The 23731-nt window shown below is 67.7% G+C and carries 17 protein-coding genes and 1 pseudogene; 10 read left to right on the top strand and 8 right to left on the bottom strand.

The window, feature by feature from the left end; translation table 11 throughout:
• The first annotated feature begins 301 nt into the window (after nucleotides 1-301).
• The 4 genes from R5W23_RS22625 (at nucleotide 302) to R5W23_RS22610 (ending at nucleotide 7868) form a co-directional block, all read left to right on the top strand.
• The gene (locus tag R5W23_RS22625; RefSeq protein WP_320688255.1) at nucleotides 302-3052 is read left to right on the top strand and encodes a VCBS repeat-containing protein; all 2751 of its coding nucleotides are present in this window, start codon (nucleotides 302-304) and stop codon (nucleotides 3050-3052) included.
• Nucleotides 3053-3206: 154 nt separating this feature from the next.
• Nucleotides 3207-4520, top strand: a complete 1314-nt coding sequence (locus R5W23_RS22620) for a bifunctional folylpolyglutamate synthase/dihydrofolate synthase (protein ID WP_320688254.1) — start codon at nucleotides 3207-3209, stop codon at nucleotides 4518-4520.
• 135 nt (nucleotides 4521-4655) lie between these two features.
• Nucleotides 4656-6461, top strand: coding sequence for a hypothetical protein (locus R5W23_RS22615; RefSeq protein ID WP_320688253.1), 1806 nt, complete (start codon nucleotides 4656-4658; stop codon nucleotides 6459-6461).
• 81 nt (nucleotides 6462-6542) lie between these two features.
• Entirely contained in the window at nucleotides 6543-7868 is a 1326-nt protein-coding gene (locus R5W23_RS22610) for a GAF domain-containing sensor histidine kinase (RefSeq protein WP_320688252.1), read from the top strand.
• 59 nt (nucleotides 7869-7927) lie between these two features.
• On the opposite strand, the gene R5W23_RS22605 is transcribed toward R5W23_RS22610, so the two are convergent.
• Complete coding sequence (locus R5W23_RS22605) at nucleotides 7928-9163, bottom strand: DNA polymerase Y family protein (RefSeq protein WP_320688251.1); 1236 nt, start codon at nucleotides 9161-9163, stop codon at nucleotides 7928-7930.
• Nucleotides 9164-9380: 217 nt separating this feature from the next.
• On the opposite strand from R5W23_RS22605, the gene R5W23_RS22600 reads away from it, so the two are divergent.
• Both R5W23_RS22600 and R5W23_RS22595 read left to right on the top strand, forming a co-directional pair.
• Complete coding sequence (locus tag R5W23_RS22600) at nucleotides 9381-10682, top strand: nickel pincer cofactor-dependent isomerase, group 22 (RefSeq protein ID WP_320688250.1); 1302 nt, start codon at nucleotides 9381-9383, stop codon at nucleotides 10680-10682.
• 10 nt (nucleotides 10683-10692) lie between these two features.
• Nucleotides 10693-10878 (top strand): hypothetical protein, encoded by a 186-nt coding sequence (locus R5W23_RS22595; RefSeq protein ID WP_320688248.1) that lies wholly within the window; start codon nucleotides 10693-10695, stop codon nucleotides 10876-10878.
• Here the strand turns inward: R5W23_RS22595 and xylA are convergent.
• The gene (xylA, locus tag R5W23_RS22590) at nucleotides 10871-12184 is read right to left on the bottom strand and encodes a xylose isomerase (protein ID WP_320688247.1); all 1314 of its coding nucleotides are present in this window, start codon (nucleotides 12182-12184) and stop codon (nucleotides 10871-10873) included. The genes R5W23_RS22595 and xylA overlap by 8 nt on opposite strands.
• A gap of 124 nt (nucleotides 12185-12308) precedes the next feature.
• On the opposite strand from xylA, the gene R5W23_RS22585 reads away from it, so the two are divergent.
• Nucleotides 12309-12713, top strand: coding sequence for a hypothetical protein (locus tag R5W23_RS22585; RefSeq protein ID WP_320688246.1), 405 nt, complete (start codon nucleotides 12309-12311; stop codon nucleotides 12711-12713).
• 67 nt (nucleotides 12714-12780) lie between these two features.
• Here R5W23_RS22585 and cysN read toward each other — a convergent pair whose 3' ends face one another.
• Both cysN and cysD read right to left on the bottom strand, forming a co-directional pair.
• Nucleotides 12781-14697, bottom strand: a complete 1917-nt coding sequence (cysN, locus tag R5W23_RS22580; protein WP_320688245.1) for a sulfate adenylyltransferase subunit CysN — start codon at nucleotides 14695-14697, stop codon at nucleotides 12781-12783.
• Between the two features lie 190 nt (nucleotides 14698-14887).
• Nucleotides 14888-15805 (bottom strand): annotated as a pseudogene (gene cysD / locus R5W23_RS22575) (sulfate adenylyltransferase subunit CysD); the annotation flags it as partial.
• Nucleotides 15806-16796: 991 nt separating this feature from the next.
• Between cysD and R5W23_RS22570 the strand changes: the two are divergent.
• Complete coding sequence (locus R5W23_RS22570; RefSeq protein ID WP_320688244.1) at nucleotides 16797-17531, top strand: hypothetical protein; 735 nt, start codon at nucleotides 16797-16799, stop codon at nucleotides 17529-17531.
• Between the two features lie 91 nt (nucleotides 17532-17622).
• On the opposite strand, the gene R5W23_RS22565 is transcribed toward R5W23_RS22570, so the two are convergent.
• Together R5W23_RS22565 and R5W23_RS22560 are read right to left on the bottom strand one after the other, a co-directional pair.
• A complete protein-coding gene (locus tag R5W23_RS22565) occupies nucleotides 17623-18252 on the bottom strand; it encodes a hypothetical protein (protein WP_320688243.1) in 630 nt (209 codons plus the stop codon).
• A gap of 325 nt (nucleotides 18253-18577) precedes the next feature.
• Nucleotides 18578-19135 carry a hypothetical protein gene (locus R5W23_RS22560; RefSeq protein ID WP_320688242.1) on the bottom strand — a complete coding sequence of 186 codons (558 nt, stop codon included), beginning with the start codon at nucleotides 19133-19135 and terminating at the stop codon, nucleotides 18578-18580.
• Nucleotides 19136-19400: 265 nt separating this feature from the next.
• Here R5W23_RS22560 and R5W23_RS22555 point away from each other — a divergent pair, with 265 nt between their 5' ends.
• A complete protein-coding gene (locus R5W23_RS22555; RefSeq protein WP_261190762.1) occupies nucleotides 19401-19904 on the top strand; it encodes a DinB family protein in 504 nt (167 codons plus the stop codon).
• A 149-nt stretch (nucleotides 19905-20053) separates the two neighbouring features.
• On the opposite strand, the gene R5W23_RS22550 is transcribed toward R5W23_RS22555, so the two are convergent.
• Entirely contained in the window at nucleotides 20054-20341 is a 288-nt protein-coding gene (locus tag R5W23_RS22550) for a hypothetical protein (protein WP_261190763.1), read from the bottom strand.
• Nucleotides 20342-20552: 211 nt separating this feature from the next.
• Here R5W23_RS22550 and R5W23_RS22545 point away from each other — a divergent pair, with 211 nt between their 5' ends.
• Nucleotides 20553-21428 carry a hypothetical protein gene (locus R5W23_RS22545; protein ID WP_320688241.1) on the top strand — a complete coding sequence of 292 codons (876 nt, stop codon included), beginning with the start codon at nucleotides 20553-20555 and terminating at the stop codon, nucleotides 21426-21428.
• A gap of 223 nt (nucleotides 21429-21651) precedes the next feature.
• Here the strand turns inward: R5W23_RS22545 and R5W23_RS22540 are convergent, their stop codons facing one another.
• Nucleotides 21652-23430: a GDSL-type esterase/lipase family protein gene (locus R5W23_RS22540; protein ID WP_320688240.1), complete on the bottom strand. Its 1779-nt coding sequence runs from the start codon at nucleotides 23428-23430 to the stop codon at nucleotides 21652-21654.
• Nucleotides 23431-23731: the final 301 nt, after the last annotated feature.

Here is a 23731-nt window from a genome sequence, read left to right as displayed (position 1 = left end):
GCAGCTCGACTTGATCGGTGGGGCGGGCGCCACGTTCCAGTTGAACGCGGCCCGACCCGTTAAGGGTCGGGCGAGCGCCGGACGGGTCGCCGGATCTCGATCGGGTGCCGGGGCGGCCCGCGAACGCGCGCGGTTCGAGCAGCACGCCGGACCGATCTTACTGTTCCGCTATTCCTCCGGTCCCGTTGTCTTTCGTTGTCGCCCATAACGGTATCCGGCCATCGCCCGCGCCGAGCCCAGAACGGTAGCGAGCGTATTCGCTCGGCAGGCGCGCGCCGGATCATTTACGAAAGAGGCTTCCATGTTTCGAGCCGTCAAGCTCATCGTGCGGTGCGGCCCCGCCCGGGTCCGCCCGTCCCGGTCGCGTGCATGTGCTCTCGGCGTCGAACCACTCGAGTGCCGGCTCGTCCCGGCTACGATTCAGTTCCTCGGGGAGGGCGGGATCGGGAGCCTCCTCGCGCTGAACGGGGTGCGGGACGAGCGTGTCGTACCCGCCGCAGCCATCGCGGACTACGTCATTCCCCCTGTGCCGGAAGGCAGCGGCTTCAGCCCGCTGGAACTGAACTCGCTGCGCGATTCGAGCGGGCCGGCGGGAGCCTCCGTCTCGACGGTCTTTAACGTCTGGGAAGGACCCAACTCGCGGTTCTTTCCCAACTCCCCGGTCGTCACCCTCGACCTGCAACCGGGCTTTTCTCTCCGCAGCGCCACCCCGACCAGTACCGGCACATTCACCGCCGGAACGACCGGCGCCGCCGGGTACGGCTCGGACCTCCAGGTCCGGATCCTGCCCGAAGCACCGGGCGAACATATCGGCGACCCGGTCACCCTCATCCTCCAGGCGAGCTTCAGCAGGTTGTCTTACGGCTACGAGCCCGGGGCGCAGGGCCAGGGGGACCCGAACCTCACGATGTCTTACGCGGCCCGTTACACCATCGGCGGGCAGACCGCCACCTTGCTCTCGGGGGTCCACACCCCGCCCGGCGGGGTGTGGTCGCAGTCCGGGCCAGGGACGGTGTTCATCCAGACGCGCATCGGGGAGACGTTCGGCGTTTCGCTCCTCGCATCCGGCGGGGGTACGACGACCGGGAGCACCGGCCCCGGGTTGACCGGTGAGCTGTATTACGGCATCGGGTTCGTAGGCCAAAACACGCCGCCACGCTGGCCGACCGTGTTGCCCCCCAAGGACCCGAACAGCAAGTCCGGCGCCGACGGATACGGGCCGCAGGAGTTCGTGCCGGCGGACGCGGTCATCCCGTACCGGGTTGATTTCGAGAACTTCGGCCCGGGAAGCACCCCGCTGCCGCCGTTCGCCACCGGACCCGCGCAGCGCGTCGAGATCCGCGACCAACTCCCGGACGAACTCGACTGGGGCACCGTCAGCTTCACCGGGTTCGGCTTCGGCGACGAGCTGAAACTCGTCCCCGCAGGCCAGCAGAACTACTCCGCGGTGGTCCCAACGAAGATCAACGGCCAGAGCTACCAGGTAAACGTCGAACTGTCCTTCGACCCGTCCACCGGGCGCTTGGTGGCCGCGTTCCAAACTCTTGACCCGGCGACCGGGCTGCCGCCCGCACCGGGCACCGGGTTCTTGCTGCCAGAGGACGGCACCGGCAAGGGGCATGGGTTCGTGGCCTACAGTGCCCGCCCGGCCGCCCGGCCCAGCGGCACCGAGATCCGCAACGTGGCGCTGATCCAGTTCGACAACGAGTCGGTGATCGCCACCAACCAGATCAACGTCTTCGACGCCAGTCAGGGCACCGACCCGGCCAAGGAGGCGCTGGCCACGATCGACGCCGAGCCGCCGACGGCGACGATCGTTCCGCTCCCTGCGATCGCGCCCGCCGAGACCTTTACCATATCGTGGGCCGGGGACGACGGGGCCGGCTCGGGCGTCGCGTCCTACGACGTGTACGTCTCGACCGACGGCGGCCCGCTGGCCCGGTGGCTGAGCGGCACGCTCCAGACGTCTGCCACCTTCACGGGCGCGAGCGGTCATCGGTACGGGTTCGCGGTGCGGGCCACCGACCACGTCGGGCTCCGCCCGGCCGTCCCGGTGGCGGCGCAAGCGGGCACGCAGGTCGGCCCCCCTCCCGTCACCGCGCCCCCTGCGGCCCCGGAACCGGCGCCGGCCGGGGGCGGCACCGCGCCCACCGTTCCGCCCCCGGCGCCCGTTCTGACCGCCTCCGGTGGTGCGGTGCGCCAGTTCGATTCGGCGGCCGTGCCGACCCGCACGCTGGTGCCCTTCTCGGAGTTCGGCGGCGAGGTGCGGGTTGCGACCGGGGACGTGGACGGCGACGGAGTTGCGGACACGATCGCGGCCATCGGCTCCGCCGGCCCCGCGCACGTGAAGGTGTTCAGCGGGGCTACCGGGGCCGAGGTGTTCAGCTTCTACGCGTTCGACCCGCTCTTCCTGGGCGGGGTGTCGGTGGCGGCCGGGGACGTGGACGGCGACGGCCGCGCCGACATTGTTGTCGCGGCTGGGGCCGGCGGGAGCGGTCACCTCAAGGTGTTCAGCGGGGCCACCGGAGCCGAGCTGCTGAGCGTCCTGTCGTACGCCGGCTACAACGGGGCGACGAGCGTGGCTGTGGGCGATGTGAACGGCGACGGGCGCGCCGACATCGTAACGAGCAGCGGCGCCGGCACTCGCCCGCACGTCAAGGTGTTCAGCGGGGCGGGCGGACTGATGCGGAGCTTCTTCGCCTTCGACGCGGACTTCCTGGGCGGGGTGGCGGTGGCGGCCGGGGACGTGGACGGCGACGGCCGCGCCGACATCGTAGCCGGCAGCGGCCCCGGCTCCCGCCCGCATACCAAGGTGTTCAGCGGGGCCACCGGGGCCGAGCTGGCGAGCTACTTCGCGTACGACGCCGGGTTCGCGGGTGGCGTCCGCGTGTCCGCTCGGGATGTGGACGGCGACGGCTTTGCCGACGTTGTTGCGGGCAGCGGCCCCGGCACCCGGGCGCACATCAAGGTGTTCAGCGGGCGCACGAACGCGGTCGTTGAGAGCTACTTCGCGGACGACTCCAGTCACACCGGCGGCGTCTGGGTCGCCTGACGGGCGCGGCCCGCCCCGCCGGGCACGGGCGCTCACCGTGCCCGGCACAGTCACGGATGACCGGAACGCCCGCGGCAGTGTCGCGGGCGTTCTCGCTTTTCGGCCCGGTTTCGCTAACTCATCATCGGAATCGCCCGTCCCCCGCACGGCCCCGATGACTTACGACGAAGCCCTGGCCTTCTGGTACGGACGCATCAACTACGAGGTGCGGTCCGCCGGGCCGCTGGACCTCAAGCTGGAGCGGATGCGCGCGCTCCTGCGGCGGCTCGGCGACCCGCAGGACCGGCTGCGCCTCGTTCACGTCACCGGGACAAAGGGCAAAGGCTCCACGTGCGCGATGCTCGAGTCGGTGTTGCGTACCGCGGGCTACCGCGTGGGGCTGTTCACATCCCCGCATTTGGCCCACATCGAAGAGCGGATGCAGGTCGACCGCGTGCCCATTTCCCGCGCGGAACTGGCGAGGTGCATGGAAGAGGTGTCCCCCGCGGTTCGCGCGATGGAGGGGGACCCCCGGTTCCCGTCACCGACGTTCTTCGAGATCGGCACGGCGCTGGGGTTCTTACACTTCGTGCGACGCCGCTGCGACATCGCGCTGATCGAAGTGGGGCTCGGCGGGCGGTTCGACAGCACCAACGTGTGCCAACCGCTTGTGTCGGTGATCACGAACGTCGGGCCGGACCACATGGCCCAGCTCGGCACCACGCTCGAAGCGATTGCGTTCCAGAAAGCGGGAATCATCAAGCGCCGGGTGCCGGTGGTGAGCGGCGTGACCCAGGACGGGCCGCGCGCAGTGATTCGCCAAGTGGCGGCCGAGTTGAGTGCTCCAATATGGGAAGTGGGCGTAAAGCCCCATGCTCCAACCGCTCCCTTCAAAAGTGAAGAGCGTCATGCTGCTGAGGGGGTCGGAGTGGGAGCCACTCCCAGTGGCCTACTCGGTGCGCACCAGCGTGCGAATGCGGTGGTGGCGGCGGCGGTACTGGACCGGCTCCGGGAGGCCGGGATGCACCTGCCGGCGGCGGCCGTCGCGCGCGGTCTGGCGGCGGTAAAATGGCCGGCACGTGTCGAGGTGGTGGGTGAACGCCCGACCACAATTCTCGACACCGCGCACAACGTGCCGAGCGCAGAGGCACTCGTGGCCACGCTGCGCGAGGCGTTCCCGAACGCGGGCACGAAGCGCGTGGTGTTTGCGGTCTCGTCGGACAAGCAGTTTGCGGAGATCCTTCGCGTTCTTGCGACCTACTTCGACCATTTCTATTTCACAAAGTACAGCAACAACCCGCGAGGCGTACCGACCGAAGCGCTCGCCACCGCACTCGCTACGGTCGCGCCGGGTAAACCGTTCACACTTCATGCGACCGCGCCGAGGGCTTGGGACGCAGCCGTTTCCGCCGTAACCGATACGGACCTGCTGTGCGTGACCGGCAGCGTGTTCTTGGCCGGCGAACTGCGCCCGCTGATGGCGTCGTGAGCCACCGACACATTTCCGGTTCGTGCCCGTAACTTGTTCCGATAGAAGTGGTAGAATGGCCTGTGCCTTCCCGCCCGGTTCCGCGGAACCGGGCGGGGGTGATGCGTGCGGCCCCGTAGTGTGGTTAACGCCTTCATGAAGTTGCTCACCTCGGTGTTCACTCTGAACGGGCGGGTGCTGCCGGCCGGAACCTGGTTCACGGTCGCAGTGTGCGCATTCGTCATTGGGTTAGAGATCGCCGGGCGGTACGCCGCATCCGACTTGCACGACGGCGCCGCGGCGCTGGCGCTAGTCGGGTGCGGGTTGGCGGTCGCGGTGCGGCACCGGCGTGAGCCGCTCCCGTGGGTCGCGCGGCTCGCCACGTTCGGTCGGCGGGCGGCCGCGTCGGCCTCGTGGCTCCGGTACGAACACGGCATCGATTTGCGCGGGGTGCCCCCGCTCCCGCGGCGCACCCCGCCGGTGGTCTTCATGCTCGTCGCGGTGCTGTTAACCTGGGGCGGGTGCGCCGCGGGAGCGTGGGCCGCATTCCCCGCTGGCTGGCGAGTAATCGGAACCCACTCGTCGTACACACTGTATCTCGCTCTGCTGCTCGTGCTCTGGGGCACCCTTCTAACGGTCGCGTGCGTGGGCCTGTTCGTGCCGATCGCGGTGCTGGACAAGTGGCTCCGTCGGTGGCTCGGGGACACGGACAGGCGCGGGGCCGAACTGGCAGCGGTTGTCGGGTATGCGGTGCTCGTGGCGCTCGTCGCGTGGGAGGTCCCACCAGCTCCGGTGCTGCTCCTGTGCCTCGTTGTGGCAACAGGTGCTTGGGCCGCGTACGTGCCGCGCGGCCGCGACGGCGCCGCGCTGCTCTGGCGCGGCTCGGCCGACAAGCCAGTGTGTGCGGTGCCGCTGCGTCGGGTGCTTGCCGCGGTGATCGGGCTGACCGCGCTTCTCGCATTCGCCGTACTCCTCACCGCGTGCGGCGGGCGCCTGTTCGCTCCCCCACGGGCCGACGACACGATGCCGTTCACCGCGCTACTCGGAACCGTTGCGGCGTGGTTCCTGCCTGGGTTACTGTGCGTCGTGTTGGTGAAGCTGAACGGCGCGCGGCGGGGGGACCCGGCCCGCCGCACCCCGCCGACGCTGCACATCGCCGGCTCGAACGCGGTTGATGTCCGCGCGGCCGCGCGCATCGCCCGCCGGTGGGGGTGGGCCGTTTGTGCCGCGCCACACGCGCGGGAGCCGAACCACGTCGGGGTCGAGGTCGTTGTGGAAGAGCGGTCCGAGGCGACCGAGTTCAATCCGGTCTGGCCTCTTAAAGTGAGCCTCGCCGACCTGCAACTCCGGGCAGTAAAAGAGCGCCTGGACCGCCGCGATGAGATCAAGGTGCGGCGGCAACTGTTCCGCGGACTTCAGAAGCTGTTCAAGCGGGCCAGTGTGTTTAAGGGGCCGGCCGGCGGCGGGTTCTGGCTCGCCCCGCACTGGTGGTTCGTTGAGGGCGTCGGCCGGGAGGACGCGGATTCCGCCAGCGAGGAGGCCCCGCCGATGGTCGGCCCGGCGTACAGCCGCGTGCTGCCCAGACGCGCCCGGCAGCACGCGCACGCCGTGCTCCGGGCCACTCAAGTGGACATGATCTTCATTGAGGACGGGGTGACGTTCCGCAACCTGGAGCGCGCGCTGCGCGTGTTAACCGAGCTGTATGACGTTCACGGCGGGACGCGCCGCGCCGAAGAGATGCACTTCCGCGGGGTGCCGAAGGTGCGGGCCATGATCCACGAATACGAGCCCGGTAACCCGTTCCGCTCGGACCTGTACCCCGAGCCGAAGTTCGATGACCTGTCCCGGGTCCGGGTGCTGCACATTTTCCGGGATCGCGGGGCCAGCGAGGAACTGACCGACCAGCCGTTCGACTTCTCGTGGACCCCGGCCCCCGCACCGGTCGGCAGCGCGGGTTGGTGAGGCGGAAACGAAACCGCTGTCCACGCGCCTTGGCGTGGGTTACAGTAGGACTTGTATCTCCTCTGTACCTCGTGCCGCCCCATGACCTCACCGCACTCCGTACCCGGGCCGAGTCGGGCCACGGAAATCGCCCGCCTGGAACTCGCCCGGCTCGCTCCGAGTGAGCCGCTCGACGCCGTGTTTCGCCGCGCGTGCGAGCTGTGTGCCGACGCCCTCACGGTCGAGCGCGTCGGCGTGTGGCTGTTCATCGACAACGGGGGCGCGCTCCGCTGCGCGAACCTGTTCGAGCGGTCCAAGAAGGAGCACTCCGCCGGGACCATGCTCCGGGTCGCGGACTTCCCCGCGTACTTCACGTCCATTTCCATTCGCAAGGCCGTCCCTGCCGAGGTCGCGGGCACGGAGCCGTGGACCGCGGAACTGGCCGCGCGTTACCTGCGCCCGCTCGGCATCGGCTCGATCCTCGACGCCGGCATCTTCGTGGACGGCGAGTTGGTCGGGGTGCTGTGCCACGAACACGTCGGTCTGCCCCGCGAGTGGACCACCGAGGCGCGCGACTTCGTCGGCTCGATGGCGGACCTGCTCGCCTTGCGGATCCAGTCGGCAGAGGTGCGCGAACTGCGGGCCGCGTTCCTTACCCAAGACGAGCGCTCCGCGGCGCATGAGAAAGCCGCGGCGCTGGAGCAACTTGCCGCGGGCGTGGCTCACGACTTTCGCAACCTGCTGACCGTGTTCCTCGGGTACGGGGGACTGCTCGCGCGTCGTGACGACTTGCCTCACGACGCACGAAAGCAGGCAAAGGACATCGTCACCGCGGCCGAACAGGGCACCGCGCTGGCCAAAGGCCTTCTGGAGTTCGCGCACCCGCAGACAGCGCCCCCGGCGGTGCTCGATTTGGGCGCCGTTGCCGCCGAGTTCATGCCTGTACTTAAGGCCGCGATCGGTTCGAAGTACAAGATCCAGTACACGCAGCCGGACGAACTCGGACAGGTGTTCATCGAGAAGGGGCAGTTCACGCGGCTGCTGCTGAACCTTGCGGTTAACGCAAGCGAGGCGATGCCCGAGGGCGGTCTCGTCACGATTCGGTTGGCGCCTGTGAAGCTGACCGGCAACCCGAGCTACCTGGGCCGGTTCGTGCTGCTCGAGGTGACCGACACCGGGACCGGGATCGATGCGGAGACCCAGCGCCGGATGTTCGATCCGTACTTCACCACCAAGTCGAAGGGAACGGGCCTGGGGCTGGCGATCGTGCGTCGGATCGTGGACCGGGTGGGCGGGCTGATCCGTGTGGAGAGTTCCGAGAGTAAAGGAACCACGTTCCGCGTGTTCTTCCCGCGGGTCGGCGCCAGCACCGGCGGCACCGCGCTGTTCCCGATCCTGCCCCCGCAGCTCGGCGCGGAGCCCGCGTAACACCGACAAACAAGAACCGAAGCGCACCGGTCCGTGGGCTCAACACGCGCCAACCGACCTCAGTTCACCCGGCGGTCGAAATCGGGGATCTGTGTGAACGCCACCCGCGACGGCGCCGCGTCCCGCATCCCGAACATCGCGCCCAGGTACACCACGCTCGCGCCGAATTCGGCGTTTGCCTCGTCCAGCGCGGCCGAAATGTCGCGGCCCTGATGGTCCTCGTCGAAGAGCGATGGGGTTGCGCTCCGGGCTGGAACCAGGTCACTCAGAACCACCCCAACCTTGAACGGCGCACCGCCGTGCGGTCGCCCCGCCCACAACTTCGCGACCACCGCGACCAGCGCCGGCGTGTCCTGGCACCGCGGCACGCGAGCGCTCTCGTCCCACCGCACACGGGCGCTGCGGTCCGCGCCCAGGAACCGCACCCCGACCGACACCGACCCGCACCAATAGCCGATCTTTCGGAGCCGCGCCGCGGCCTTATGGACCAGACGCATCAGCACCCCGTACGCGCCCTCATCGGTGCGCAGGTTCGGCGGGAGCACGTGCGAGTGGCTCACCGTCTGGCGGCGGGTAGGCGTTTCGGCCACCTCGTCGCCGTGCAAGAGCCCGTGCCAGCGCTCGCCGATCACTTTGCTGCCCCACACGTCACTCAGCGCTTTTGCGGACGCCGCACAAAACTGAGCCACCGTGCAGATGCCGCACAGCCGGAGCCGCCGCTCCATCCGCGGCCCCACTCCCGGGAAGTCGCTCACGTGCAACCGGTGGAGCGCGTGCGGCAGGTCTTCGTCCGCGAGAACGGTCAGGCCGTTCGGTTTGTGCATATCGGCGGCGACTTTCGCCAGCAGCACGTTGGGGCCGATCCCGATCGAGCACTTCATGTAATCACCGGCCATGCCGTAAATCGCTTGCTTGACCTGTTCCGCGAGCGCCCGCGCCCGCGCGGGCTCCCGGTCGCGCCCGGTGAGCCGGCACGACATCTCGTCGATCGACCGCACGCTGTCGATCGGGAGGACGCTCCGCACGGCCGCGAGGATACGGTTGTGCATGGTGACATACCGCTTGTGCTCCGTCGAAACGAACACGATCTCCGGGCACAGCTTCCGTGCCTCCCACACCGGCGTACCGGTCCTAATCCCGAAGGCCTTCGCCTCGTAGCTGGCCGCGATGCACGAGGTGGTTTCCGCCCGGGTCGGGATCACGGCGATAGGGCGACCGCGCAGTTTCGGATTGTCCTGCTGCTCGACGGACGCGAAGAACGAGTTCATGTCGATGAAGAGGTGCCGGAGCGGCATCGCGCGGTCTCCACGGTTCACCCGTTCACTATCGACGGGATGGTGTAAATATGTGCGCTAAAATTTCCGGGGGTGCAAGTCGAGGGTCAGGAGTTTCGGAGCGAAATGTGTTTGCCGGGCCTTGCACAACCGGCAGCCGGTCGCGGCTCGACTTGCATTCGGCAGGCGCGAGACGAAAATACGCGATGTTCCCTCCCTATTCAAACAAGAGACCGCCGTGTTCATCCCCCGCGTCCAACTCGTGCGCCAGACCGCCCCGCAACCGTCCGTCGCCGACGTCGCCCAGGCGACGCGCGAGACGTGGCTCAGCTCGAGCACTGCCAAACGTATTCGCCCCGGTATGAAGGTGGCCGTCGCGTGCGGCAGCCGCGGCATCAACAACTACCTGGCGATCGCAAAGGCGACCGTTGACGCCCTGAAGGAACTGGGCGCGCAACCGTTCGTGGTGGCGGCGATGGGGTCGCACGGCGGGGCCACGTCCGCGGGCCAGCGTGAGCTGCTCGCGAGCTACCGCATCGACGAACAGCACCTCGGCGTGCCGGTCGTGACCGATATGGACGCGGAGAACATCGGGGCCAACTCCTGGGGCCAAGCGGTATGGTGGGACAAGAACGCACTGAAGGCCGACGCGGTGGTGACGGTGTCGCGGGTGAAGCCGCACACGGACTTCCGCGGCACGTTCGAGAGCGGCATCTTGAAGATGCTGGTGATCGGGCTCGGGAAGCGGCACGGCGCGGACCAAGTTCACAGCTTCGGCACCCGCGGCCTGCGCGACATGATCCCGGAGTCCGGGCGGGTGATCCTGGCGAAGACGCCGTTCGTCGGCGGCCTGGCGATCATTGAGAACGCGAAGGAAGAAACCGCCCGGCTCGAAGTCGTGGACCGTGACGACCTCTGGGCGCGCGAGCCCGAACTGCTCATAGAAGCCCGCGGCCTGATGGGCCGGCTCCCGTTCCCGGGCGCCGACGTGCTCATCATCGGCGAGTGCGGCAAGAACTATTCGGGCGCCGGGATGGACCCGAACGTGGTCGGGCGGATGCTGATCGAGGCCACCCCCGAGGCCGAGACGAACGACCCGCGCATCGTGCGCATCGGGGTGCTGGACGTGTCCGCGGAGAGCCACGGCAACGCGACCGGAATCGGGATCGCGGACCTGACCACCAACCGCGCGCTGGCGGGCATCGACCCGGGTCCGTTCCGCATGAACAACCTCACCGCACGCTCGCTGTGGCGGAGCAAGCTGCCGATCGGGTTCGACACCGACCGCGAGGTGATCGGCCACTGCGTCGAGACGTGCTGGCAGCCGGAACTGGAGAAGGTGAAGCTCGCGTTAATTCCGAACACATTGGAAGTGGTCGAGATGTGGCTGTCGGAGCCGCTGCTGGCGGACGTGCGGGGCGTCCCGCACCTGGAGTTCGTAGGCGATCTGGTAGAACTGCCGTTCGACGCGAACGGGAACCTCATGCAAGAGAAGCTGTTCCCGCACAGCGTCCGCGGCCGTCGCGTGAAGGGGCACTGAAGCCGGAAGAGTGCTGGCCGCAAAAAAGCACAAGCCACAGGCAGAAGAGATGGGCCACAAAAAGGCACAAAAAGCACAAAAGGAAACCAAAGAGAAAAACAAGAGATTGATTTCAACACAACTCTTTTGCTTCTGGTTTTGGTTTCCTTTTGTGCTTTTGTGCCTTTTTGTGGCCCATCTGTTCGGCTTTACTTGAGGTAGCGATTAATGATGTTCTCGATCAGCTCCTGGCGGCCGGACACGTTGGGCTCCGCCTCGCCCTTCTTCAGCATGTAGGCTTCCAGTTCCTCGAACTTCGCCTTGCCGGCCTCGATGTCCGCGCCCACGCCGGAGTCCCAGCTCGCGTACCGCTTCTTCACCATGTCCTTCAGCACGCCATCCTTCCGCATCGCGGCAGCGATCTTCAGGCCGTGGGCGAACGCGTCCATCCCGCCGATGTGGGCGTGGAACAGGTCGATCGGCTCGAAGCTGTCGCGCCGCACCTTCGCGTCGAAGTTCATCCCGCCCGACCCGATCCCGCCCTGGTTCAGCACGATCAGCATCACCTGTGCGGTCAGGTACAGGTCCGTCGGGAACTGGTCCGTGTCCCAGCCGAGCAGCGGGTCGCCGCGGTTGGCGTCAATGCTCCCGAGCATCCCGTTAATGCTCGCGTACTCCAGCTCGTGGCCCATCGTGTGCTTAGCCAGCGTCGCGTGGTTCGTCTCGACGTTGAACTTGAACTCCTTCTCCAGGCCGTAGCTGCGGAGGAACGCGAGCGAGTTGGCGCAGTCGAAGTCGTACTGGTGCGAGGTCGGCTCGTGCGGCTTCGGCTCGATCAGGAACGCGCCCGTGAACCCGATCTTCTTCTTGTACTCCACCGCCATGTGGAAGAACTTCGCGAGGTGGTCCAGCTCGCGCTTGAGGTCGGTGTTCCAGAGGGTCATGTACCCCTCGCGCCCGCCCCAGAACACGTAGTTCTCGCCGCCCAGCTCCTTGGTCGCTTCGAGCGCCTTCTTCACCTGCGCGGCGGAGTACGCGAACACGTCCGCGTTGCAACTCGTGCTCGCGCCGTGGACGAACCGCTTGTTGCTGAACAGGTTCGCGGTGCCCCACAGCAGCTTGATGCCGGTGCGGGCCTGCGCCTCCTTAAGCTTCGCCACCACCGAGTCGAGGATCTTGTTCGTCTCGGCGAGGTTCGCGCCTTCCGGCGCGATGTCGCGGTCGTGCCAGCAGTAGTACGGCACGCCGAGCTTCTCCATGAACTCGAACGCCACGTCCACCCGCTTGAGCGCCATCGCAGGGCTGTCAGTGCCGTCCTCCCACGGCCGGATCGCGCACCCGGGGCCGAACGGGTCGGAGCCGGTGCCGCGGAACGTGTGCCAATAGCACACCGCGAACCGCAGGTGCTCCTTCATCGACTTGCCCTCGACGAGTTCGTCGGGGTTGTAGTGCCGGTACGCCAGCGGGTTGGTGCTGTCCGGGCCTTCGTACTTGATCTTCGGCACGTCCGGGAAGAACGACATGGAGGCCGCCTGTCGGTGAGAGGATTTGGGGTCGTGAAGTGAGCGTAGCGGTTCGCGCCGCGCGCGGGTAGGATGTCGTGCGGCGGCTTTCCTGGTTATCCCATTTCTTGATGGGGAAAGTGCCGTGTCTGAGCCCGTTGGGTTTCCCGTTCCGGCCGACGACCTCCGGTTCCTCGAACGTGCGGCGCGGGAGCGGTCGCCACCGCCCCCGGTCGGTCGCGACCCACCGCGGGTGTCGTACCTCACCGCCGCCTCGGTGCAGACGCTCTACGGGTACATGGGCGGGTGGCGCCGGCGGCGGGGGCGGCATTTGCGGCGGTGGAAGCCGCCGACCGGGTTCGCGAACGTCGTGTGCGTGAGTGTGTCCTCCGTGTCGCTCGCTGTCGAACTGATTTACTTCATCGTGTGCCGGCCCGATTTGGGGAACCGGCAGATTCGGGCGAGGCTCGTCACACCGCGCGACGTGCAGCGAATCGTCTACCTGCGGATCGGGACCGCCCGCGGGCTCCTGAACCGCGTCCGAATGTAACCGCGCCGGGCCGCTCAAAAACGGGCAGCCCGGTGTCACTTTCGAGCCCCGCAAGGCCACGACGTGCTTAGCTCAAGAACCCCTTCGATCTCATCAGCTCGACGATCCGGCCGATGCCCTCGTCGACGCCGATCTGGTCGGTTCGCAGCACCAGGTCGGGCGATTGCGGCTCCTCGAACGCCGCGGTCACGCCCGGCATCTGGGCGATCTTGCCCTCGTCGGCCAGCCGGTACGCGCCGCTCTGGTCGCGCGCCCGCAGCACCTCCATCGGCGCCGTGCAGAACACCTCCAAAACGCGGTCGCGGCCGATCAACTGTTTCGCCTTCTCGCGCACCGCCTCGTGCGGGGCCACGAACGCCGCGACGGTGATCACGCCCGCGTCGTTCATCAGCTTCGCCACCTCGGCCGACCGCCGCAGGTTCTCGGAGCGGTCGTCCGCGGTGAACCCCAGGTCGCGGTTCAGCCCGTGCCGCATGTTCTGGCCGTACAGCACCGTCACCGCCCGGCCCTCGTCCCACAGCCGGCGCTCCAGGGCGTAGGCGATGCGGCTCTTGCCGCTGCCGGTCAGCCCGACCAGCAGCACCGTCACCGGCTTCTGCCCGAACCGCCGCTCCCGCTCGGCCGGGGCGATCAGGCTCTCGCGGGCCTTCGCGGTGACCACCGCCTCCGCCTGCCGCGCCCCCCCCGCCTCCAGGATCATCCCGGCCCCGACCGTGTTGTTCGTCAGCCGGTCGATCAGGATGAACGCCCCGGTCGCGGCGTTGGTGCGGTACGGGTCGCACGCCAGGGGCTGCGTCAGGCTGAGCTGAACGTGCCCGACCTCGTTCAGCTCCAGCCGCGCGACGGCCCGGTGCTCGAGCGTGTTGACGTCCACGCCATAGCGGAACGCCGCGACCTCCGCCGTCACCTGCCGCGTGGTCTGCTTCAGCGTGTACGTCCGGCCGGGCACGAACGGCTGCTCGGCCATCCACACCACCATCGCCTCGATCTGGCGGCTGACGTGGGGCGGGTTGTCCGGCCGCACCAGCACGTCGCCGCGGCTGACGTCCACCTCGTCCGCCAGCGTGATCGTCACCGCCTGCGGCGCGAACGCCTCGTCCTGCTCGCCGTCATAGGTCACGATCGACTTCACCCGGCTGCGCTTGCCCGACGGCAGCACCATCACCTCGTCGCCCTTGCGGACGATGCCGGACGCGACGGTGCCCGCGAACCCGCGGAAGTCGAGGTTCGGGCGGATGACGTACTGCACCGGGAATCGCAGGTCGGTGAGGTTGCGGTCGCTGGCGATGTGAACCGTTTCCAGGTGGTCCAGGAGTGCCGGGCCGTGATACCAGGGCATCGCGCCGCTCTTGGACGCGACGTTGTCGCCCTTCAGCGCCGACATCGGGATGAACGTGATGTCCGGCAGGCCGAGCTTAGCGACGAACCCGGTGTAGTCGTCCTTGATCCGCTCGAACACCTCCTGTGAGTGCCCGACGAGGTCCATCTTGTTGACCGCGACGACGACGTGCCGGATGCCCAGCAGCGACACGATGAACGAGTGCCGGCGGGTCTGCGTCTGCACGCCGTGGCGGGCGTCGATGAGGATGATGGCGAGCTGGCACGTCGAGGCGCCGGTGGCCATGTTCCGCGTGTACTGCTCGTGGCCGGGCGTGTCGGCGATGATGAACTTGCGGCGGTCGGTGGAGAAGTACCGGTACGCCACGTCGATGGTGATGCCCTGCTCGCGCTCGGCCTTCAAACCGTCGGTGAGCAGCGCGAGGTCGATCTCGCCGGCGCCCGTGGTGCCGACCTTCTCGCTGTCGCGCTTCACCGCGGCGAGTTGGTCCTCGTAGATCATCTTGGTGTCGTGCAGCAGCCGCCCGATGAGCGTGCTCTTGCCGTCGTCCACGCTCCCGCAGGTGAGGAACCGCAGCAGTTCCTTCCGCTGGTGGCGGGCGAGGTAGGCGTGGATGTCTTCCTGACTCAGGTCAACGGCTTGCATTGCAGAACTACTCGGAGAATGTGGTTAGCGGGCAGAGGTTGGGTGGGCGGAAGGCCGGTTTCACCGCAGAGGGCGCGAGAGGGCGCAGAGAAGAGCAAAAGGTGGAGAATCAACAGGGTTTAACTCTCCACGGTTTTCTCTCTGCGCCCTCTCGTGCCCTCTGCGGTGAAATCGGCCTCATGCCCATTGTTCAGAAGTACCCCTCGCGCTTCTTCTGCTCCATCGAGCCCGACTCGTCGTGGTCGATCATCCGGCCCTGGCGCTCGGAGTTCTTCGCCAGGAGCATCTCCTCGATGATCTCCGGCAGGGTCGTCGCGGTGCTCTCGATCGCTCCGGTGAGCGGGTAGCAACCCAGCGTGCGGAACCGCACGCGCTTCATCATCGGCACCTCACCGGGCCGCAGCCGCATCCGCTCGTCGTCCACCATGATGAGCGTACCGTCGCGCTCCACGACCGGGCGCACGTCGGCGAAGTACAGCGGCACGATCGGGATGTTTTCCAGGTGGATGTACTGCCACACGTCCAGCTCGGTCCAGTTGCTCAGCGGGAACGCGCGGATGCTCTCGCCCTTGTTCACCTTGCAGTTGTACAGGTTCCACAGCTCCGGCCGCTGGTTCTTCGGGTCCCACTGGTGCAGCCGGTCGCGGAAGCTGTAGACCCGCTCCTTGGCCCGGCTCTTCTCCTCGTCCCGGCGGGCGCCGCCGAACGCCGCGTCGAACTGGTAGTGGTTCAGCGCCTGCTTCAGCGCCGCCGTCTTCATCACGTCGGTGTGCTTCTTCGAGCCGTGGTCGAACGGGTTGATGTTCTGGGCCAGCCCCTCCGGGTTGGTCCAGACCTTCAGGTCGAGCCCCTGCTCGCGGCAGAACCGGTCGCGGAACTCGATCATCGCCCGGAACTTCCAGGTCGTGTCGACGTGCAGCAGCGGGAACGGCAGCCGGCCGGGGTGGAACGCCTTCTGCGCCAGCCGCAGCATCACGGCCGAGTCCTTGCCGATCGAGTACAGCATCACGGGCCGCTCGAACTCGGCAGCGACCTCGCGGATGATGTGGATGCTCTCCGCCTCCAGCACCTTCAAGTGGGTGAGGTTGTAACTGCTGCTGATGGCCCGCCCTCCCTCGTGAGTCTTCTGGCACTAATTCTATGAGATCGCACGATCCGCAGTCGCGGTCGTCCCGGCCACAGGCGTGGCCCGAAGCGGCTCCGATCCGTTCCGCCAGTCACGTGCGATGCGTGTCGAAAAAGGACGAGCCGCGTAACCGCCGCATCAGGCATTTCCCCACCGTATTCCGACTGCCCAGCACTTCCGGAAGTCCAAATCACTCCTCGCAGAGCTATCGGCGCCAACGTTTCGTCCGACCGGGTGGAACCACGCACAGATCAAAATCTCTACAAACACTATCACTACAATGCCTTGCGCCGCATCAGCGGCCCGTCACCAGGCCCGGCATCCATTAACCTCGGCACTTGACCCGTTGCCGGAAGGCGGGATTCGTGGGTAGTTCCGTACCTACTCGCGGGTAGTCCGTGACCAGTCGAACGGCAGCGAATGTCCAGTTCCTGCCCCGTCGGGTATCCACCAGTATCGGCACTGTAACCCCCGTTACAGCACGGTCCGGGTCGGGAACACTCGGACCGTCCGGATGGCTTTCGGTCCTCGGTGCGGAAGCGACCAAAGAGCGGCGAAAACGATTCGCGGCACTCGGCGTGCGCCACACACGAACGCATAGCGGAATGAGACCCCAATTGGATGCCCACGGCTCGATCGGGAAGCCCAAAAGAGTTCGACGGGATCGACAAGATAAACGGGATTTTCAATCGGTCGGTCTTCATCCGGTCAATCCTGTCGATCCTGTCAAAACCGGTCTTCGTGAACACGAGGCCCACGGGGGTCGAAGCGAAGCCGCACGACCACCTGTCCATTCTGCCATCCGCTTTAGGCTCGGAAGCGCGTGGCCTCCTCGACACGGGCAGAACATCCCCCTACCAAGCTGATGGCACGGGCGAACGCGCCGCATCCCTTGCGATCGATATGCAAAGTGGAGGTGGCGAACAGCACCCCAGAGCGCCCGCCACGCGGGCGCGGTTTCTCGGAGGCAACCGTGCTGCGGATTCCCGAGTTCCGGATGCTGATCGACGCCCCGGCCGAGTGCGGTCTGGCGGCGGCGCCGGGCGTGTACCTGTTCGGCCCGACCCACGGGACGTTCGGGCTGGGCGTGACCCGCGCCTCCCCAGCCGACGATCCCGCCGGCGACCTGCTGTCCCTGTACGAACTAATGGCCGCCCTCGGGCCGGTCGGCACGCACGGGGCCACGATACTCAACCGGCGTGACCCGGACGTGCCGTTCATCGGGGCGATCCGCAACCCGGACACCGCCGAACTATTCCTCCTCGCGCCCTTCAACCACGCGGGACTCACCGAGCCCGAGTTGCGCCGTGAGTGCGCGCGGCTCATCGGGTACGTGAGCTTCGTGAGCCCGGCGATGGAGAGTTGGGCCTCCGTGCTGTCCGGAACGGTGCTGGTGGGCGCCGACACGTACCGCAGCACTCCCGGGGCGGGCGGGTATACGGTCGAGGAGCGGTACACGTTCCGAACCGACGGGATCTACGAGCGGATCAAGGAAACGCAGGTCACGGTCGGCGTGGGCGGGCTGTCCGCCAGCCGCACCGGGCGCGAGCGCGAAATCGGCTCGTGGGACGTTATCAGCGCGGACGGGCGCCCGGCCCTGCGGCTCGACGACGCGGACGGTAACCGCCGCGTGCTGGCTCTGACCCGGCGCGGTCCGGACGTTCTGCTCAACGGCGAGCGGTTCGTCCTCGATCGGTTACGATCCTGACCGCGAGGTTGAGCGGGAGTCGGCCGCGCCTTGCCTACTGACAATCGAGTCAGGACCTTTGCGCGCAGAACGCGGCGCCGCCCCAAGCCGGTCAGTTCCATCGGGTGTTCCGGCCCACGGTGGCCATGACAACGACGAGCAGCACCGCGCCGGTGGCGAGCGCGGCCGGCGGGCCGCCGGCCAGGACCAGGGCCGCACGGCTCAGCCCGCCGAGGTGCAGGGCCACGCTCGCACCGATCAGCGCGGCGATCGCCGCCCCCAGCCTCCACAACGCCCCGACGCGGCCCCCCGGGGTCGCTTGGCAGATCGACCCCGTGACGAACACTAGCGCGGCGGTGTCGACCGCCCACGCGACGAACAGGGCGAGTCGCATACCGACCGCGGGGCCGTCGCCATCCTGCGGCGGCAGCAGCAGCACCGCGGCCGCCCCGACCGCGAACCACACGCACCACGAGATGACGGCGACCGGCCAGAGGCGGCCCCGGTTCAGCCGCCACCCCCACGGGATCAGGTATCCGGCCGCGCGGTTCCGCCAGGTGACCCGGCCGACCGCGCTCACCCGCAGCAGGATCGCCCCGAGCGCGCACGCCACGGCCGCGGCCCCGCCCCACAGCAGAAGGGCCGGCCCCGGGCCGAGGCTCCCGGCCGCCCAATAACAAAGCGCGGCCGCCGCGGCGACCGACGCGACCCGACGGGCCAACAAGACGATCAGACCAGTCACCCCGCCCCTCCCCCGGCGTCAGCGCCGCCTCCCGGTTCAGGAGCCGGCGCGTCGTCCTCTGGCGTGTGTCGCGGACGCGATGCCGGGGCCACGTTGCGGACCGCTCGTACCGCCGTACTCACGGCACGTGAGCACGCCTGCACCTCGCCGGCTCCTGGTCGCCGGCGCACGTTCAGGGCGTTGGCGCGGGAGCCTTTAACCGGACGAACGTGCGCTCGGGGTCGGGGACGGCCAGCACCACACCCCAGAACTTCCGAAGCTCGGTCACACCGGCATTCCCTGCAACCACCGTGTGGCAGGTCCTTAGAGGCTCACGACAAGCGGACTAAACGACCGGGTCCGGGGCAACACCAGAAGCCAATTGCGCCTCGTACTGTTTACGGTCGAAAGTAAACGGGCCGAGGTTGTAGTGCCAGTGCGGGCGGTGGAACTGCCCGAACTCGGACCAGACGACCACTTCCGGCAGCAGCGTAACACGCACCTGAAGGAACCAGCATTGGGTAATCCCGCAAGTGCAACCCAACACCGTGGCCTTGGTGCGGCGCGGGTCGTCCGGATCGAGTACGAACCCCGGATCGCATGGGCCGTCGAGCAGTTCGCGACTTGGTAGCAGCAACTGGGCGGCGGACAGGTAGTGATAGTCCCCTGGCTCGAATTTGAACTCGTCGGGGTTCTCGGCTTCCGGGAGCCGCTCCAGGTATTCGGCCCGTGCCCACGGTTCCTCCGCGCTCCGAACCAGTTCAATTAACGGCACCCCGTTGATCGCAACATGCGCCCGCCGGAATCGTACATGTTCCACATGTGTCGGGTACAGTGTGATCTCGAACCTGTCCAAGAGGGCACGCACAACGGCGTAACCCGGGCCTTTCAGACTCTGGGCCATTGCGCCTCCCTTTGTAGCCGCATCAGCTCTCCGACCCGGCCGCGACTCCGCTGTGCGGCACGACTGCTCAGCGAGCCACGGAAAACGAGCCCCGCCGCTCGCTCCTGCCGTGAATGAGCGTACCCAACCCACGGCCCGGTGCGACACGAAGTCGGGTGCTCCCGGCACGAGCTTTTGACCTCCGCGTCGGGAACGCTATGCTCGTACCCGCGGCGCGGGGCGTTGTGCCCGGCGCGCCTGAAACGACCGGTTCGAGAGGCGACCGATGACGGACGCAATGGCCGACCAATACCGCCGCTGGTTCGAGTACGAGCGGGACGCGCACGCCAAGGTGCTGGCGTCCCTCGACACGGTTCCGCCGGACCGGCGCGGCGGTCCCGAGTACCAGCGGGCGGTGTCCGTGTTGGCGCACGTGCTGGCCGCACGCCGGGTCTGGCTGGAACGGCTCGGCGTGCTCCCGCCCGGCACCGCCACGCTGTTCCCCGATAACGCCGCGTTCGAGCGACTGGCGGCCGAGTGTCGGGAACTCGAGGGTCACTGGACCTCGTTCCTCGCCGGGCTCGACGCCGCGGCGCTGGGCCGGACGTTCGAGTACCGCAGCCTGGACGGCGGCCGGTTCCGCAACACCATCGGAGACATCCTGGCGCAACTGTTCGGCCACTCGTGGTACCACCGGGGCCAGATCGCCATGCTGGTCCGGGCGGCGGGCGGCGAACCCGCCGTCACGGACTTCATTTACTGGTGCCGCGAGCCGGTTCCGGGCGCGTAGCGTCACACACGGTCCGGTTGATGCGCGTCGGTGGGGCAACCGGCACCGGTTCGGTTCCGCGAGAACTCGCACGCCACACCAGCGCGTCCCAGCAGACCTACGGACACAAGCGGGCGGCGCGCAACCCACTTGAAACGACTGGGGCGATCTCAGTCGCGGGTCGCGTAGATGTACGTGGCGCTGCCGTCCGGGTAGCAGATGTGGAACATGAACGCCCGGTCGGGCTCCACGGCCTCACCCGTATGGAACTTGCGCCCCTTGTCGTTAACGTGAAACGGCGTGTACTTTCCGGCGGCCGGGTCGCCGCCGATCCGAAGCATCCACACGGCCGTGGGCAACTCACTCGGGCGCGCCGAGACGGGACGGTTGCCGCGGGCCGTCCAGCCGAGAACAGCGCCGAAGAGCACGAGGGCGACGGCAAGGCCGAGCCGGCGCATGGCGGCCTCCTGTAAAGTACGGGCACCAAGTAAACGCCTCCGCACCCTCAAACCGGACAGCACGCGGGCGGGCGGGCGGCGCGCCGGCCCTGCGCATCGCCCCGGCGGTCCGGTTTGCGGCTCTCCCGAATTCCTCCGCGTCACTAGACCTATCGTACCGGCGGCCTCGTCTGAGGAGTAACCGCGCACGCTCCCAAGCAGGGCTCGATTTATGTTCGTTCCGGTCGGCTGCACGAGCTGCGGGAAGCTGTTCCAGGTGCCCGAGGCGGCGCTCGGACAAACGGCTCAGTGCCCGTGGTGCCAGGCCGCCCAACCGGGCGCCCCGCCCTCGCCCGCCGCGGGTCCGGCCGAACCGCCGGCCCCGAAGTGGCTCAAGAAGTACACTGGCGAAGCCCCTCCGGTGTCCCCCGCAGCGGCCACAAAGCCGCACGAGCAGGAGCCGCTGTCCCTCGACGACGACGAGGCACCGGCCGCGCCACCCGACCCGAGGGCGCCACGGTTCCGCCTCACGACGGTCGCGGCCGTCGCCGGCCTCTCGCTCGCGGCACTGCTGCTGACCGTTGCGGCGCGCGGCTACGGGTCCGGCCGCGTGCAAGAGTGGTTCTGGAGCGAGTACACGCCGCCCGACAGGTCGTGCTCGGTGCTGCTCCCGGCGACGCCGTCGGAACAACCGGTGGACACGAACCCGGACGGCTTCGCGACCGGCGGCAAGCGGTACGTCGCAAAGGGGTGGCTCACCCGGTCGGCGGCGTGGCTCGCGTGGAACGACCTCGACCCCGCGTTCGCGAAGTCCGCCGCGGCCGACAAGGGGGGAAGGGTCGCTTCACACGCCCTGCACGCCGAAGTGGTGCGCGAGGCGGCTCGGCTGCACGGCACCGTGACGAAGGAGGGCGACATCCAGGCCGGTTCCGGCTGGGGCTACGAGGTCCACATGGACACCCCGCGCGGGAAGGTGATCGAGTGGCTGGTCGTGCGGCCCTCCGGCCCGCGCCCGCGGCTCTACGTGTACGGCCTCGAGGCCACCAACATTTCGCCCGACAGCGCCGCCGTTCGCCGCATGTTCACGTCGTTTCAGACTCACGAGTGAGCGGCGAGCACGGGCCGGTTCGTGGCACAGGTCACGCCGCCGTGTGATGTCTCGCAACGGGCGAGGGCCGAGCCATCCAGGCCCACGACTCGCGTGGCCGCGCAAGTTGCTGAGGAACGAATGAAACTGGAACCGCCAGCGGTCGTGAGTCACGAAACGACGAACCACAATCGCCGCACGAATCGAAGATGTTACAGAAGAACAATAACCCCAGGTCCCGGCCTCAGCCGCCGAACGTCGCGCCGCGGCTGTAGCCCGGCTCGTACAGCATGAACCGGTCTTTCGTCGTGCCGAGCATGTCGAACCGCCGCACGTCCGCGGTCCCGGCCGTGTTCGACACCGACCAGAGTTCCGCTCCGCCGGAACGCGGCACCGCGCTCAGCCCCACCCCACCCTGGAAGCCCGCACCGTAAGCGAAGAAGCCGCAGACCCACTCCGCGGTGAGCGGGCGGTACACGATCACACACGCCGCGGTCCCGCCGCTCGTACCGACCGCGACCTGCCCCTGGCCGCTGCCGTCGAAATCGCCCGCCGCGATCGACACCGTACCGCCGTAGGCCGCCCCGAATGCGTAGAAGCTCGCCAGCTTGCGATTCGTGGCGACCGAATACGCCACCACGTGCCCGTGCCCTCCGGCCCCCGCCGCCACAACCACGTCCGCGTACCCGTCACGGTTCAAGTCGGTGGCAGCGACCTGGATACCGCCCGCGAAGCCCAGCTCAAACGCTTCAAAGCTGTTGATCAGACGCCCCGCGGCGGTAAACGTTTTGACGTGATCGGTGCCAGCGGCCGTACCCACCACAATGTCGCCCGCGCCGTCGCCGTTCACATCGCCGATGGCGACGCTCAGCCCGCCCAGGTACGCCGGATCGAACGCAAAGAAGCTCGCAAGGAGCGCCCCGTTCGTACCGTCGATCACCTTGACGTGCGGCGCCCCTCCGGGACCGGCTGCGGCAACCAGATCCGGCACGCCGTCACGGTTCACGTCGCCCAGCGAAACCCGGACGGTCCCGCGAAACCCCTCGAACACGTCGAACGCGAGTGTCCGTCGTGTCCGCGTGTCGAACAGTTGAACCTGAAACCCGTTGGTGTCGCCGGTCCCCAGCGTGATCGCGCTCGTGAGTGGCAGCCAAGCGTTGCCCAAACTCGTGGAGTCCGGTTCTTGGCCGAGCAGCAGCACGCGGCGAAGCTTATCCAGGGTTTGCAGTGCGGTCACGTTGCGGGTGTTGTAACCGAAACCGAGACCGGGCGGGGTCAGATCGCCCCCGCCGTTCGGCGAGACGCTCGGGTGAACCCCGTCGCTACTGATGCCGCCGCCCGGAAGCCGCTGGAGCGCTCGCCAGTAGTTCCACACGGGCACCTGAAGCTCTTCGCCGATGTCCTGAACGATCTGGTTGAACGTCGGGATGTTGGCCTGGGCGGTCGGATACAGCGGGATATCCGGAATGGTACTCAGTACCGGCACAACGCCCGCGCCGATTGCCGTCTCGACAATCTTGGTGAGGTTCTGACGGTAGGTGTCGGCCGGCACGCCCAGACCGATATCGTTGGTCCCAACCATAATCAGCACGAACGCGGGCCGACTCGCCGCGAGTTCTGTGGGGAGGTTCTGAAGCACGTCCGTCGTGGTCCAGCCGCCCCGCGCCGCCTGGCTGGGGTTCGTGAACGAGTTATTCGCACCGACCCGCCCGGAACGAAAATAAGCGAGCGTATCAGAAAGCGATCCGTCACCAGAGAGGTCCGTCGCGGCAGACGGAGTACCGAGTGGGACGAGGAAGTCGTTCGCGAAGGTGATGCTGTCGCCGGCTCGGGTAAACACGTTGGCATGGTTCCCGCGACCTTGCCCGTCCTGAAGCACCACAGACAACCGGGCGGTCATCGCCGCCGTCAGCGCGGGCACGACAGGCGTGAGGGTAAAAGACGCGGGCAGTTCGCGCTCTTCCAGGCGATCGAGACCGAGCCGACTACGCAGCGGTGAAACGTCATGGGGTGTGAACGGCATCAGTGAGCACCTCGCGTTCGGAAGCCGCGCCGACGAAAGCCATTATGTCGAACGCCTCGGTTCCTGCGTGAGCGTGAGGGGCTCACGGTGCGAAGGAGTGAAGAGAGATGACCGCTACAAACGAAACAACCACCACGTCAGACTCGAAAAGCCTGCGGAGGCACGGTCAAAGTGTAATGGCCAGGGAGGGGCGATCGGAAGTGGGGGGTGGAGTGTGGGTATAAACGAGCCGCGGCCCCGGTGCAGGTGTGCATCGGGGCCGCGGGGATATCGTTGGCAAGTGGGTGCGTGGGGAGTCTGT

Source organism: Gemmata algarum, from assembly GCF_034097035.1.
Lineage (GTDB): Bacteria > Planctomycetota > Planctomycetia > Gemmatales > Gemmataceae > Gemmata > Gemmata algarum.
The sequence above is the reverse complement of the archived record's forward strand: the minus strand, read 5'-3'. Positions and strand labels throughout refer to the sequence as shown.